Source organism: Streptomyces sp. NRRL S-37 (genome assembly GCF_000721605.1).
Classification (GTDB): domain Bacteria; phylum Actinomycetota; class Actinomycetes; order Streptomycetales; family Streptomycetaceae; genus Streptomyces.
The window spans coordinates 558,400-572,370 of the sequence record NZ_JOIZ01000001.1; the positions used below are offsets into that span (position 1 = coordinate 558,400).

General features: G+C 67.9%; 10 protein-coding genes. 1 reads left to right on the forward strand and 9 read right to left on the reverse strand.

The features are described from left to right. Positions 1–63 precede the first annotated feature (63 nt). On the forward strand, positions 64–396 hold the full coding sequence (locus tag IH50_RS0102270; protein ID WP_030856600.1) for an antibiotic biosynthesis monooxygenase family protein: 333 nt from the start codon (positions 64–66) through the stop codon (positions 394–396). Between the two features lie 47 nt (positions 397–443). On the opposite strand, the gene IH50_RS37380 is transcribed toward IH50_RS0102270, so the two are convergent. From IH50_RS37380 to IH50_RS0102310, 9 genes are all read right to left on the reverse strand, one after another. Further along, complete coding sequence (locus IH50_RS37380) at positions 444–1,199, reverse strand: restriction endonuclease (protein ID WP_234328064.1); 756 nt, start codon at positions 1,197–1,199, stop codon at positions 444–446. Positions 1,200–1,920: 721 nt separating this feature from the next. Then, entirely contained in the window at positions 1,921–2,463 is a 543-nt protein-coding gene (locus tag IH50_RS43455; protein ID WP_420708983.1) for a transposase, read from the reverse strand. After that, positions 2,403–2,861: an IS110 family transposase gene (locus IH50_RS43460; protein WP_420708984.1), complete on the reverse strand. Its 459-nt coding sequence runs from the start codon at positions 2,859–2,861 to the stop codon at positions 2,403–2,405. The genes IH50_RS43455 and IH50_RS43460 overlap by 61 nt, the downstream gene beginning before the upstream one ends. A gap of 634 nt (positions 2,862–3,495) precedes the next feature. Then, positions 3,496–4,764 (reverse strand): ABC transporter substrate-binding protein, encoded by a 1,269-nt coding sequence (locus IH50_RS0102285; RefSeq protein ID WP_107061958.1) that lies wholly within the window; start codon positions 4,762–4,764, stop codon positions 3,496–3,498. Positions 4,765–4,912: 148 nt separating this feature from the next. Then, positions 4,913–7,336, reverse strand: a complete 2,424-nt coding sequence (locus tag IH50_RS0102290) for a glycoside hydrolase family 3 protein (RefSeq protein ID WP_234328065.1) — start codon at positions 7,334–7,336, stop codon at positions 4,913–4,915. A gap of 540 nt (positions 7,337–7,876) precedes the next feature. Continuing rightward, positions 7,877–10,468: an alpha-L-rhamnosidase gene (locus IH50_RS0102295; RefSeq protein WP_030856609.1), complete on the reverse strand. Its 2,592-nt coding sequence runs from the start codon at positions 10,466–10,468 to the stop codon at positions 7,877–7,879. 110 nt (positions 10,469–10,578) lie between these two features. Next, positions 10,579–11,487, reverse strand: a complete 909-nt coding sequence (locus IH50_RS0102300; protein WP_030856611.1) for a carbohydrate ABC transporter permease — start codon at positions 11,485–11,487, stop codon at positions 10,579–10,581. A gap of 5 nt (positions 11,488–11,492) precedes the next feature. Further along, positions 11,493–12,377, reverse strand: coding sequence for a carbohydrate ABC transporter permease (locus tag IH50_RS0102305; RefSeq protein WP_030856613.1), 885 nt, complete (start codon positions 12,375–12,377; stop codon positions 11,493–11,495). Positions 12,378–12,464: 87 nt separating this feature from the next. Next, entirely contained in the window at positions 12,465–13,784 is a 1,320-nt protein-coding gene (locus tag IH50_RS0102310) for an ABC transporter substrate-binding protein (protein WP_030856615.1), read from the reverse strand. Between the last annotated feature and the right edge of the window lie 187 nt (positions 13,785–13,971).

A 13,971-nucleotide genomic window follows, 5' to 3' on the forward strand; every position in this document is an offset into this window, starting at 1 on the left:
CGTTCGAGCGAACGCGCGGCCGAATGCGACAACGTCTCCTAAGGTAAGGGGAGATATGACTGCATGACTGTTACCGTTCAGGTCGACACGACCCGCCCAGCGGCCACCCTCATCAACGTGTTCACGGTCTCCCCCGACCGTCAGGACGAGCTGATCGAACTGCTCGCCCGTGCGACCGAGGAGACCATGAAGCACCAGCCCGGCTTCGTCTGCGCCAACTTCCACGCCTCACTCGACGGCGAACGGGTGATCAACTACGCCCAGTGGGAGACCGAGGGCCACTACAGGGCGATGCTCGACAACCCCGAGGCCCGCGTCCATATGGACCAGGCAGCCAAGATCGCGACGAACGTGCAGCCACGGCTCTTCTCGGTGAAGTCTGTCCATCCGCGCTAGTGGCAGGTTCCTGCTGCCCTCTCCGGCGCGACGCGTGCGCCAGCGCCTCAGAACGACGCTGCCGTGGTACCACCGGGCGGCACCGCATCTGGTGCACCCCCGAGAAGCGGCAGGTTGGTCATCACGAACTGGTTCAGGATGTCGTCGCGATCCATGAACATGATCTGGCTCCGCTTCGCCGCGTCCAACGCGTTGCCCAGCCAGTTGCGTGCAGCCTTGGTGATCTCCCCGCCGGCCACGATGAACGCATGGTCGACGAGGACGCGCCGGTTGGTCTCGGGATCGAAGATCTCGTGCGCCAACATCATCAGAGCTTGATTGTGGATCTCAGCGATGTTGGCATTGCCCGCCCTGGACCTACCGGTGGCATCCAGCTTTCCGCGCTTCACCTGGATACCGAAGTACAGAAAGTGCTGAGTCGGCAGGGTGTACCGCATCCAGATGTCCTTGCCGTACTCCAGCGCCTTGTCTCGGTGCCCGGCCGCCGTGATCCGGTGAAAACCCAGCTGCCGGAACAACGGCAGCAGCACTTGTTCAATGAGAGCATCCTCACTGCACGTGTCCAGGAACGCGGCAAGTGCTGTACGCCGCTGCATCTCGGCGGCGCTCAGAGGACGATGCGGGTTCTTGGCCGGCATCGAGACAGTGCTCGTTCCGATGTGCCGCAGGTAGCAATGCTTGTCCTCCCCGTAGAAGGCTTCGAACCCTTCCCGGGCGAGCGCATTGTTCAGCAAGCGCAGGGCATTGGGCCGGTCGAGCCCTTCATTGAGGGCATCCGCCGGATTCATCAGGTGGTCGATCACCCTGCAGAAGGACTCCGGTGGGTGTGAAGGCCCCTCGTGCGGCTCTGCCAATAGTTGTTCCAGCACCCCTGCGACCCAGCGGTACCGCGTCGAACCGTCGTGCTCCCAATCATGTCGAGTTCGGCGAAGAACTCGGTGATGTAGCTGCTTGATCGATACGGGAAATATGCAGGCTCGGCACCAACCTGAGGATCAGCCACACCGAGGTTCCCGCAAATGAGGTCGCCAAGCATTTCCAGCGTTCGCTTTCTGAACTTCACGACGCCCTCCCCAGAGCCGCTCCCCCAACCACCGCGTGCGGACCATTGTGCCCTGTCACCGCAGAACGTCCGCACACGCACGACCAGGTCCGGTTTCGTCACGGGTGCCGTGTCAATGGTGGCCACGACGTCACACATCCACCGACAGTCGGCATACCGCTGAGCCCGTGCCGAGCAGGCACACCACATCAACCCACAACACGACAGAACCCGCCCGGTTTCCCGCAGGGCGCGTCTCCTCACGGATCCCCGCCTTGCTGGCTGCGATCGCGAATTCGGCGTCCCGGAGCGCATCGCAGGAACACGAACTGCATGCGGAGCCGAGGGCGTCATGCGCGCGAGCACGGTCGATCTCGTGACGAAGCCCCACCGGACGTGTTCCGGTGGGGCTTCGTCGAGTGGCTCCGGCCAGAGGCCCCGCCAGCGTGCCCCCCGGCGGGCTCGCGCTGTCACGGACGCCCCTATAACGCGGGGGCGCGGGAAACCGGTCTGACCAGGTTGAAGACCTCGCGGGCTGCGTATCGCTTGAGGCATCGGATGATCTCTCGTCGGGTCTTGCCCTCCTGGGTGCGGCGTTCGAAGTACGCCTGGGTGCGCGGGTCGTGGCGCAGCCGGGTGAAGACGATGCGGTGCAGGGCGGCGTTGGCCTGCCGGTCGCCGCCGTAGTTGAGCCGGCGCGTGCGCCGTCGGCCGGAGGAGTACTCGATGGGGCTGACTCCGCAAAGGGCAGCAAAGGACGCCTCGGTGTTCAGTCGCTCGGGGTTGTCCCCCATGGTGATCAGGAGGGTGACTGCGCTGTCCGGGCCGATGCCCACCGGTTCGAGCAGCTGTGGGGCGTGGTGTTCGACGAGCCGGGTCAGGCGTTGGTTCAGCTCATTGATCTGCCCGGTGAGCTGTTCGATACGCTCGGCGAGCATGCGCAACGTCATGTGGGTGGCCTGGGTCACCGCGTCCTCGTCTCCCCCACCGTCGTGCGGGCCGAGGCGCGCGCAGGTGCGGAACAACTCGGCATTGCCCAGGCTCGACAGCCGTTCCCGCAGCGCGGGGTCGGCGATGACCAGGACGGCCTTGAGCTGGTTGATCGCCTGGGTGCGGGCCTTGACCGCGGAGTCCTTGGCGAGCTTGTAGATCCGGGCGCTGGCAGGTACCGGGAGAGGCCCGCTCCGAAGGTACCGGTGCCCTCCACGCCGGCCCGGCGCACCGTCCCCCGCTTGCGGGCCCAGACGAGCAGCTGTCGGTAGCCGGCCGCCGTCGCCGGAAAGGACTCGGTTCCCAGGACCTTTCCCAGCGGGGAGACCACGGCGGCGACATGCACCTCGCCGTGCGTGTCCACGCCCAGGACCACCTCACCTCGATTGGGCGGATCCATGCTGGAGGAGGTGCTGCGCTCTCTGGTCGTCATGATGGTTCGCCTCCCACGTGCTCACGTGCTGGGTGGATGGCACCGGCCCGCTCGGGCGGTCTGAACCGTGATGGCGCCTGGAACTCGACAAGGCCCCTATAGGGACACGCCCTGTGGCTCGGTACCAGCAGAAACCATCCCGCAACGACAGTCGACAAGCCTGTGACTGGACACTTCGGTCAAAGATCTCAAGAGTCAGACCGCGTCCGGGACGGCACTGCGCGCAACCGTCCCATTGGGCCCAGCACACCGGTATGCCCCGACCGCAGCCGGATGACTTCGTCCGAACCGGTGCTCAAGCTGACCTGGACGAGTTGACATGAAGTCGGCTTCTCACCCACTCGTGACCGGCGTTGAGAGACAGTCTGTGGTGCGCCTCGCCAGCAGTGCTTCCTCGGCCGTCGCACGAACGGCCACGAAGCCATCGTGCTCGGCGCCACGGAAATCAACTCTTGCGTACAGCGGGGCTCTTGCTCCGTTCAATCACAAGAACGGCTGGGCGCTGGTCGTGAAGGCCGGGCGTGACAGCCCGGAGCATTTCGTCGGAAGATGAACCGGAATGAGTGGGGTCCCGACAAGGTCCTGGACCATGTCCACGCACTGGGCCGTGAAGGATGTACTTCTCGTTCCTGCGTCAAGTTCGCTCTTCATAAGCCTTGTCGAGAGCGGCCAAGGCGGCTTCGACGTCCGTGGTACCGGCGAAGAGAGCTTCGACCTGGGCAAAATGCGTTTGTTGGACGGCGGAGTTCGGCCAGCGCTGATCCATGAAGGGAACGGTGGTTCCGGCCTTCTGTCGCTCCGCGACCTCCCTGATCGCGGGGTCTACGGTGAAGGAGGCGTTCGGGATGGCGGGCAGGGTGGCGCCGAAGCGGTTGTACAGGTTCTGTCCGCGAGCGGATCCCAGGAAGTCGATGAAAGCGAGGGCCTCCTTGCGATGTGGAGTGCCGGGATTGAGGCCATAGGCGGCCGAGACGGCACCCGGCATCCGCGTGTCGTCGGGGTCATCCGTGGCGGGCAGTGCGGCCATGCGCAGTGTCAGGCCGGGGGCAGCGGCACGTAGCTCGGACAGTACGCTCGCGACCTGGACGACTCCCACGGCCCGGCCCGTGACCACCTGGTCGAGCGTTTCCTCGTACGTGGTGTCCAGTGCGTCGGCGTTGAAGCAGCCGCGCCCGTCCATCTCCATGTATTTACGCAGGGCGGTTCGCCAGCCGGAGTTGGCGAATGTTTCCTTGCCGAGTTCCATGTCGCTGTCGAAGTCCGGTTCGTCGGCGTAGACGGTTGTCGCGACCAGGGCGTAGGTGATGAGTTGGGTGACCCAGGGGGTGCCGTTGCCCAGGGCGAGGAGGACCTTGCCGTGGTCGCGAGCCTTGTCACAGAGGGTCAGAAGTTCTGTCCAGGTCCGGGGAGGTGCTCCTCCGATGGCGTCCAGTGCTCCCATCGAGAAGACTGCTCCGATGCCGCTGAAGGTCACAGGTACCGCGAACGTGCTGTGGTTCACGTCAGTGACCGGTTTGACGCCTATGGGCATCGTGAGGTTGAAGCGGCGAAGGCTCAGGTTCTCCAGCAGGTCGTCGTGCTCCAGCGCGGTGACGGAGGCGGGGTTGCCGTTGCCGGGCCAGACGGTGAACACGTCGGGACCGTCACCCGCGCGGAGCTCGCCCGGGAGTTCCTGCTGGAGGTCGCCGGTGTCGGAGTAGTCGACCGTGACGTGTGTGTCGGGGTTGAGGCGGTGGAATTCGGCGACAACGGCGTCCATCGCGGACCTGTCGGTGGCGCTTGCTCTGACTGACAGCGCGACCGGCTCGTCCTGTTCGGCCCCGAACGGGCTGCATCCGGTCGTCGTGGTGGCTGCGAGCGCCAGGCTGATGGCGAGGCCGAGCAGGTGTGAGGTGCGTGTCACGGACGGACTCCGGGCGGGAAGGAGGAGTGAGGTTGGTTGAGCGAGGCGTGGGGTGTGAGGGCTGGGTCGGCTGGCGGCGGCTCGTGTGGGTTCACTCGACCGCGCAGCGGTCACACGAGCCGCCGGCAACCCAGGGGGCTGACGGTGGTCAGCCGAGTGTGAGGACCCGCTGTGCGGTGACGACGCGGGACGAGCGCGCGGTCGCGAAGGTGTAGACACCCGGGGTAAGCGTCATTGCTTCCGACGACCAGACGCTGAGGTCCTGGACCGGGATCGTCAGGCTCAGTCGCTTGGAGCCGGCCGCGGGAAGGGTGACCTTCTGGAACGCGACCAGGCGGCGAGGCTCCGCGGCCGCCGAGGCGGGGAGGGTGGCGTACACCTGGAGGACCTCGGTGCCCTCGCGCCGTCCGGTGTTGGTCACGGTGACCTGAACGATGACCTGCTGGGCGGCCTTGTCGTAGGTGGCTTCCAGAGAGCCGTGCGCGAAGGTCGTGTAGGACAGACCGTGGCCGAAGGGGAAGCGGGGTTCCTGCTTCCTGGCGTCGTAGAAGCGGTAACCGACGGCGATGCCCTCGTCGTAGGAGACGATGCCGTTCGTGCCCGGGTAGGTGGCGGGGGTGGTGCCGGGGCCCTGGGCGGCGTCGGTGGGGAAGGTGACCGGGAGGCGGCCGGCCGGGTCGCTGTCGCCGAAGAGGACGGCGGCAATGGCGGTACCCGCACCGCGGCCCGCGTACCACGCCTGCACCACGGCCTCCACGTCGTTCAGCCATGGGGTGGCGACGGGGCCGTCGGTGTTGAGTACGACGATCGTGCGCGGGTTGGCGGCGGCCACGGCCTCGATGAGCTGGTCCTGGTCTCCGGGCAGCGCGTATCCCTCGTGGTCCATGCCCTCGCCGGCGACCCGGTTGACGAAGACGACGGCCGCGTCGGCCGCGCGGGCCGCCGTCACCGCGGCGGGGATGAGGGACTCCGGCTGCCAGCCGAAGGTCAGGCCGCACGTTCCGCGCTCCGCGGTGGCGTTGGTGTAGGTGATCTCGACCTTGACGGCACGGCCGGCGGTCAGTTCGGCGGTTCCCTGGAGCGGATAGTCGTAGGGGCCGAGGAAGAAGCGGGCCATCTGCCGGGTGCCGGAGACGACCGTCCTGCCGTCGATCTTCAGCGAGGTCGTCCCGGAGGGCAGCAGGGAGAAGCGGTGCAGGCCCGTGGTGGTCGGGGTCAGCATGCCGGTCCACTTGGCCGACCACACCTGCGGCAGGCCCTCGACGGGCGCGGCGGTGAAGTCGACGGTCGCTTCGGTCCGGGTCGTGACCGGTGTGCCGGTGCCGTCGGCAGTGCCGTAGTAGCTCGCCCGCAGCCCGGCCGCCCCGGTGGGGGTGCGCAGGACGGTGGAGGGGACCGTGGTGAGGGGCAGGTCACCCTTGGTTCCCTGGGCGTGCGTGACCTTGACGGACCTTCCGGCACGTGCCCGGATCGCGTCGAGCGGGGTGGTCCAGGAACCGGGGTCGACGTAGGTGGAGCCGGACACGCCGGTGAAGGTGTCGGGCCCGGCCGGGCCGATGACGGCCAGCGACTTCACCGCGCTGGTGAGCGGCAGGGCCGCGGAGCGGTTGGCGAGGAGCACCGTCGAGGCGACGGCCGCCTCGTGCGCGAGGTCCTTGTGCGCCTGGGTGCTGACGTTGCCCGCGGGGGCGGGGACGGGGTGGTCGAAGAGGCCGTTCGCGAACATGGTGACGAGGATGCGACGGGCCGCGTCGTCGAGCCGCGCGGCCGGTATCGCACCGCCGGTGAGGGAGCCCGCCGGGATCTGGACACCGCCGGGGCCGAGTCCGGCGAGGTCCATGCCGGCCCGGGCGGCGGCCACCTGGTCGTCCCCGGCCCAGAAGTCGGGCACGGTGTAGCCCTGGAGGCCCATCGACTTCTTCAGGTCGTCGAACAGGCCGGGGTGCCGTGTCGCGAAGGTGCCGTTGATCTTCGGGTACGCCATCATCACCGAGGTGGCGGGGGCGGCGGCGATCACACGGCGGAAGGGCGCCTGGTAGTACTCGTGGAGCGCTCGGTCGGACACCGCGGTGTTGATGAAGAAGCGGTTGACTTCCTGGGTGTAGGCGGCGAAGTGCTTGAGGGTGGCCGCCATGTGCTGGGATTGGATGGCCACGGTGAGGGCGGCGCCCAGGCGTCCGGCGAGCACGGGGTCTTCGCCCATGGCTTCGGCCTGACGGCCGAAGTGCCAGGTGCGGGTCAGGTCGATGGTGGGTCCGAGGGCGTTGTTGTAGCCCTTGGCCCGTCCCTCGGTGCCGATGGCCTTGCCGATCCGGCCCGCGAGTGCCTCGTCGAAGGTGGCGGCCTGGGCCACGGGCACGGGGAAGGCGGTGACGCCCGTCTCGCCGCGCAGCCCCGCCGAGGCGTCGACCATGGTGAGGGCGGGGATGCCCAGGTGGGCCACGGCAGCGAAGTCGCAGCGTACGAGGGCTTCTTTCTCGGCGGCCGTCATGCGGGCGAGCAGTTCGGCGGCCCGGTCCTGGGCTGCGGAATCCGGCGCGGCGACCGCTCGGTCGGTGACTGCGGGGGCCATGCTCGCTGCCAGGGCCGTGAAGGCTGCGGCGGATAGGAACGTTCGTCGGTTCACAGCGGCTCTCCGGACTGAGATGGCGGCTGTACAACGCGCCGCCGCGGGTTGGGGGGAGGTGAGGCCGGCCGAGGGGTCAGGTCACGGCCGGCCCCGGCTCGATGGGGCTCTGGGAGCAGCCGCGTGGTCGCGGAGCTCCGAGGGATCGCATTCCCTTTGTCACTTCTCGGCGGCAGAGTGCTCGCCGCGTCCCACGGTGAGCTCTCGGCGCCATGGCCGTATTCGGCCACGAAGTTCTTCCCAGCAGGCTGGAAACTATGGCCTTCTCCGATGCAAGGTCAACCCTCCGGGACCTCCTATTTAAAATAGGCCCTCACCAGCGGTTTTCCTTCCTTGGAATTTCAATGGCGCCCTGAAATTTCAATTGAACGGGCCGATTAAATCCTCCGTCATCGACGCCCTGGATGATCTGAATTCGCAAGACAAATAGCAGCCCGACGCATCGCGTGACGCGTCGGGCTGTCCTTCTGCGCGTGTGGGAGACGGTCAGGCCGCCGCTCCGATTTCTGCGGTGTCCAGGACATGGTCGCCCGGCCCGAGGGCGAGGGGTGCGCAGCCGGGGAGTTCCACTGTGGCCGTGCAGCCTTCCGGCACCGTGATGTCGGCCGTCATGCCGGTGGCGGTGAGCTCCCAGGACAGTGCGGCCGTCCCGTAGGGAGTGTCATGGCGGACACGGGCCCAGCTGATGCCGCCGCCCGGACGTGGGCGGAAGGAAAGCCGGCGGTAGCCTGGGGCGATGGCGCTGATACCGCCGACCACCCGGTGCAGCCAGTCGGCAACGGCTCCGAGCGCGTAGTGATTGAAGCTGGTCATACCGCCCGGGTTGAGGGTGCCGTCGGGGCGCAGGCTGTCCCAGCGCTCCCAGATGGTGGTCGCGCCCATGGCCACGGTGTAGAGCCAGGAGGGGCATTCGGTCTGCAGCAACAGCTGGTAGGCGACGTCGAGGTGACCGTGGTCGGTGAGGGCGTCGCAGATGAGCGGGGTGCCGACGAAGCCGGTGGAGATCCGCGCGCCGTCGGCGAGCACGATCTCGGCGAGGCGGTCGGCAGCCGGTCCGCGCTGTTCCGGCGTGAGCAGGTCGAAGGCGAGGGCGATCGCGTACGCGGTGGCGCTGTCGCTGGTGAGGTGAGCCGAGGGCAGGACGTACCGGTGCCGGAAGGCGTCGGCTGCCTCGGCGGCGAGTGCCGCGTACCGTTCGGCGTCCGCGTCGAACCCCAACTCTGCTGAGGCCAGGGCGAGATGCCGTGCGGAGTGGGCGAAGTAGGCGGTGGCGACGAGGTAGCGGTCGGTGCGGCCCGCGGCCGGGTCGTCGGGTGGGGCGGCCGGGTCGAGCCAGTCCCCCAACTGGACGCCGGTGTCCCACAGGCGGGTAGGACCGGCGAGGCGTTCGACCAGCTCGACCCACGCTTTGGCCATGGGGTAGTGGCGGCGCAGGAGCTCCAGGTCGCCGTAGCGCTGGAAGAGCGTCCAGGGAGTGAGGGTGGCGACGTCTCCCCATGCGGCGCCGGGGTGGATCGGCGTCCACATCGGCTCGCCCGGGATGACGGGGACGTACCACGGGATCGTGCCGTCGGGGAGCTGTTCGATGCCGACATCGGTGAGCCAGGAGTCGAGCAGGCCGGCGCAGTCGAAGAGGAAGCTCGCCGTGGGGGCGAAGACCTGGATGTCGCCGGTCCAGCCGAGGCGTTCGTCGCGCTGGGGGCAGTCGGTGGGCAGGTCGACGAAGTTGCCGCGCATGCTCCACACGACGTTCTCATGCAGGCGGTTGACGAGCGGGTCGCTGCACTCGAACCACCCGGTGCGGCGCATGTCCGTGTGATAGACGCGGGCGGTGACCTGACCGGCTGCCAGATCGCCCGGCCAGCCGGTGATCTCGGCGTAGCGGAATCCGTGCAGGGTGAAGCGGGGTTCCCACGTGAGGGGGCCTGTCCCCGAGAGGATCAGGGTGTCGACGGACGTCGCCTCGCGCAGGGGCCGGGTGGCCAGTTCGCCGTCCTGGAGGACTTCGGCGTGCCGCAGGGTGAGGGTGGTGCCGACCGGGCCGTCGACGGTTATGCGGAGACGGCCGACGAGGTTCTGCCCGAAGTCGAGCAGGTGACGCCCGTCGCCAGTGCGGGTGACCTCGACCGGGGCTATCTCCTCGGTGCAGCGTACGGGCGGTCCGAGGGGCGCGACGAGCGTGGCAGGGTCACGTACGCCCGTGCGGACCGGGGTCCAGTCGCCCGTGCCGGCCGCGGATGGTGTGGCCCAGGCGGGGTCGTGCAGGCGGGCGTCGAAGGTCTCCCCTTCGTACAGGCCGCAGGTGAGGATCGGGCCGGGTGCTGCTTTCCAGGTTTCGTCGGTGGCGACGACGTGGGTGGTGCCGTCGTCGTACTCCACTTCCAGCTGGGCGATGAGGGACTGGTCGGTGCCGTAGATGTTGCGGGTTCCGCCGTCGAAGCCGTACTTGCCGCGGTACCAGCCGTCGCCGAGCCAGGCACCGACGGTGTTCGGGCCCTCGGTGAGGTGGGTGGTGACGTCGTGGGTGCGGTAGCGCAGCCGGTGCGGGTAGACGGTCCAGCCCGGTGCGAGGGCCTCGTCGCCGACGCGGTGCCCGTTGATCTCGACCTCGTAGAGGCCGTGGGCGGTGACGTAGAGGCGGGCGCGGGCGATGGGCCGATGGATACGGAAGTTCTTGCGTATGCGGGCGGGGCGGCGCTCGCCCTCGGGGTCCTCGTCCCAGTCGGCGCCCACGGGTACGGCCTGCCAGTCGGCGGCGTCGAGGAGACCGGCCTCGACGTCCGCCGGTGTGCTCCACTCCGAGGGGCTGGCGGCGTCGGGGGTCCAGACGCGGACGCGGACGGTGGCGCGTTCCCGGGACGTCAGGGGGTCGCCGGGCCACGGCACGAGGACCTGCTCGGCGCTGTCGACGCGCCCGGTGCGGCGGATGCCGCCACGGCGTTCGAGTTCCAGCTCGTACGACACCTGGCGGCCGGTGCCTGCGGGCAGGGTCCAGGTCAGGCGGGGGGAGGCGACTCCGATGCCGAGTCCGTCCGGCAGGTGTTCGAAGCTGACCGGGGAGGGCTGAGGGGGGAGCAAGGGGTGACCCTTCTTTCACTTGTGGTCACATTCGGGAGCGTGACGGGTGGGCGCGGCGAGCTCCCCGGAGCCGGGTTCCGGGGAGACGGCAGGCCGGGGCGATGACTGGGTCAGCCCTTCAACGCTCCCGAGGTGAGGCCCTTCATGACCTTCTGGTTGAGGAAGAGGTAGATCAGGAGGGTGCCGAAGACGTTGATGCAGATGGCCGCGAAGAGAGGGCCGTACTGGGTGGCGCCGAAGTCGCCGGTGAAGTTGAGCAGGCCGACCTGGATGGTGCGCAGATCCTGGTTGTTGGTGAAGGTCAGCGCGATGAGCAGGTCGTTCCAGATGAAGAAGAACTGCACCAGGCCGACTGTGAGCAGGGCGTTGCGGACCAGGGGGAGGCTGATGGTCCAGAAGGCGCGCAGGATGCCGGCGCCGTCGATGGTGGCGGCTTCGAACAGCTCGCGGGGGACGCTGCGGTAGTAGGTGGCCATCATGAAGACGGTCAGGGGAAGGCCGGTGCCGGTGTAGGTGAGGATCAGCGGCCACAGGGTGCCGGACAGGCCGGTCTGGAAGTACACCGTGAACAGGGGCAGCAGGATCATCTGCGGCGGGACCATCATGCCGGCGAGGAAGATCAGCAGAGTGAGGTTGCGGCCCTTCCAGACCATGACCTGCAGGGCGAACCCGGCGGCGGTGCCCAGCAGCAGCATCAGCGCGAGTGCGGGGACGACGGCGAGCAGGCTGTTCTGGACGTAGAGGCCGATGTGGCCGGTGGTCCACGCCTCGGTGTAGTTGCCCCATTCCCAGGTGGTGGGCAGGGACCAGGTGGAGTTGTTGAGGTAGTCGTCGTTGGACTTCAGGGAGGTGAGGAACATCCAGATCATCGGGTAGATCTCGACGACCAGCAGGAGGGCGACGACGATCTTGACCCAGAGGCGGCTTCCCCGACGGCCGCGCCGGGCCCGGGGAGCGCGTGCGGGCGCGTGCCCGGAGCCGAGCGCGGAGGTCTTCGCGGGTGTGTCGATGGTGGCCATGTGGTTCAGCCCTCCGTGAGGTCGCGCCGCGAGACGCGGTAGACGACCAGGCTCACCAGCAGGCACACGACGGTCAGCAGCAGGGCGATGGTGCTGCCGTAGCCGTAGTCGCTGTAGGTGAACGACGTCTGGAACATGTACAGAGTCAGCGGGGTGGTGCCCGTGCCGGGGCCACCGTTGGTCAGGGCGACGATCGAGTCGAAGACCTTGAGCGTGCCATTGATGCTGAAGATCAGCGAGGACATCAGGACGGGCAGGGACAGCGGCAGCACAATGTGGCGGACCAGCCTGAGTCCCGTGGCCCCGTCGAGGCGGGCCGACTCCAGGACCTCGTCGGGGATGTCGACCAGGCCGGCGAAGAGCAGGACGGCGTAGAAGCCCATGGAGCGCCAGATGTCCATGGCGATCAGGACCCAGAAGGCGCTGCCGGCACTGCCGAAGAAGTCGACGGAGTCCATGCCGACGGCGTTGAGGAGGGAGTTGACCGGGCCGGTCTGCGGGGCCACCTGGAAGAACTTCTGGAAGAGCAGGCCGACGGCGACGGTGGGCAGCACGACCGGGAAGAACACCAGGGTGCGGACGAGCGCCGAGGCGCGCTTGAGGAAGAAGACGTAGAGCAGCGCCAGCAGATACCCGGCGACCACCTGGCCGGCGGTGACGACGACGGCGTACTTGAGGGTGAACCAGAGGGCGTCGTGGACAGCCGGGTCGTCGAGGAGGCGGGAGAAGTTGGCTACACCGTTGCCAGTGAAGCCGTTGATCGTGTTGCCCTTGGTGAAGGAGTACCCGAGTGACCACACCATGGGGACCAGCATGATCAGGGAGTAGACGAGTAGGGCGGGACCGAGCAGGATCGCGATGGCCCTGCGGTCACCGAGTACGCGGTGCATGGGTGGTGGTGTCCACTTTCTTCGGAGGGACGGGGGCGGCCCGCGCGCGGCGGGGCGGGCAGGAGCGTGCGGGCCGCCCCCGGCCGGTCACTGGGCGGCCAGTGCGTCCTGGACGGTCTGCATGAACTGCTCGGGGCTCGTGCTGCCGCTGACCAGGCCCGCCGCGTTCTGCTGGCTGACGGTGGTGGCCTTGGTGCTGAACAGGGCCTCGAACCAGAGCACGTTCTGCTTCGAGGCGCTGATGGTGTCGCGCACCTGGGTGGTGACCTCGTTGGCGTCCTTGACCTCGGTGTTCACCTTGAAGCCGGAGATGGAGCCGTGGTCCTTCAGCGCGGTGGAGCCGTAGTTCTTCGCGATGCAGGAGACCCAGTCGCCGGTCTTCTCGTCGAAGGACTTCGAGGCGAAGGTGATGCCCAGGCCGACGTTGGACGGGTACTGGTCGGCGGAGCCCTTGCCCCCGGTCACGGCCGGGAAGGGCATGAATCCGGTGTTCTGCGCGCCGATCTTGTTCTGCTTGTCGTCGGAGATGTTCGCCAGTGCCCAGCTGCCCATGTAGAACATGGCGGCCTTGCCCGTGAGGAACTGGTTCATCGCCGTGTCGTAGTCGATGGAGCCGACGCCCTTGCCGAAGTAGCCCTTCTTGCCGAGGGCGGCGACCTCTTCGGCCGCCTTCACGTATTCCGGGTCAGTCAGCTTCGCCTTGCCGTCGGCCACCTTCTGCAGGGCGTCGGGGCCCAGGCTGCGGTAGAGGTAGCCGCTGATCAGGCGGGTCAGCGGCCATCCCTGCTGGCCGGAGGCGGAGAACGGCTGGATGCCCTTCGACTCCAGCTTCGCCGCGGCCGCGACCAGCTCCTCCCAGGTGCCGGGGGCCTTCAGGCCGTTGTCCGCGAAGAGCTTCTTGTTGTAGAAGATGCCCTCGATGTTGTACTCGTACGGCAGGACCTGGAGTTCTCCGCCGTACAGCGCCTTGATGGTCGAGACGGCGGCCGGCTCCAGCTGGTCGAGAACGCCCAGCTCCTTGAGCTTGGCCTCCAGGTCGGCGACCTTGCCGGACTTGGCCAGCTCCTGGGTGAGCGCGGGGGCGTTGCCCGCGGCGAACTGCACCGGCAGCGCGTCCTGGCCGGCCAGCAACTGGAGCTTCTGGTCCAGGCTCGCCTGCGGAACAGTCTCCACCTTCAGCGGCAGCGCGTCGTTCGCGGCCTTGCAGGGGCCCTTGGACATGGTGGTCAGCGCCGTCTTCACGGTGGTGTTCTCGGTGACGCTCAGGTAGTCGAAGTTCTCGGGTGCAGAGGAGGAGCCGCCGCCCCCGCTGCCGCCACATGCGGTGGCGAGGAGCGCGAGCGAGGCGGCACCGGCGGTGAGCAGGCTCAGTCGCGCACGACGGGCGCGGGAGGTACGAAGGGGCACGGAGGACTCCCAAATGATCATGACGAGCGGGCGAGGTGCGGGAAACAGCGCCAGGGGCGAAGTACGGGGCCTGGCAGCACGCGGGCAGCGACCCGGCAGAGTCGTGTAAAACGTTCTTCACAACGAGTGGGCAACACCCTGCACCGCTCCCCCGCCACCGTCAAGACACAAGCAGGTAACACCGTGG

Excerpts from the sequence above, each read along its gene's own strand:
- IH50_RS0102270 (WP_030856600.1), top strand. The coding sequence starts at position 64 with ATGACTGTTACCGTTCAGGTCGACACGACCCGCCCAGCGGCCACCCTC.
- IH50_RS43460 (WP_420708984.1), bottom strand. The coding sequence starts at position 2,861 with ATGACGACCAGAGAGCGCAGCACCTCCTCCAGCATGGATCCGCCCAAT.
- IH50_RS0102290 (WP_234328065.1), bottom strand. The coding sequence starts at position 7,336 with ATGGCCCCCGCAGTCACCGACCGAGCGGTCGCCGCGCCGGATTCCGCA.
- IH50_RS0102300 (WP_030856611.1), bottom strand. The coding sequence starts at position 11,487 with ATGGCCACCATCGACACACCCGCGAAGACCTCCGCGCTCGGCTCCGGG.
- IH50_RS0102305 (WP_030856613.1), bottom strand. The coding sequence starts at position 12,377 with ATGCACCGCGTACTCGGTGACCGCAGGGCCATCGCGATCCTGCTCGGT.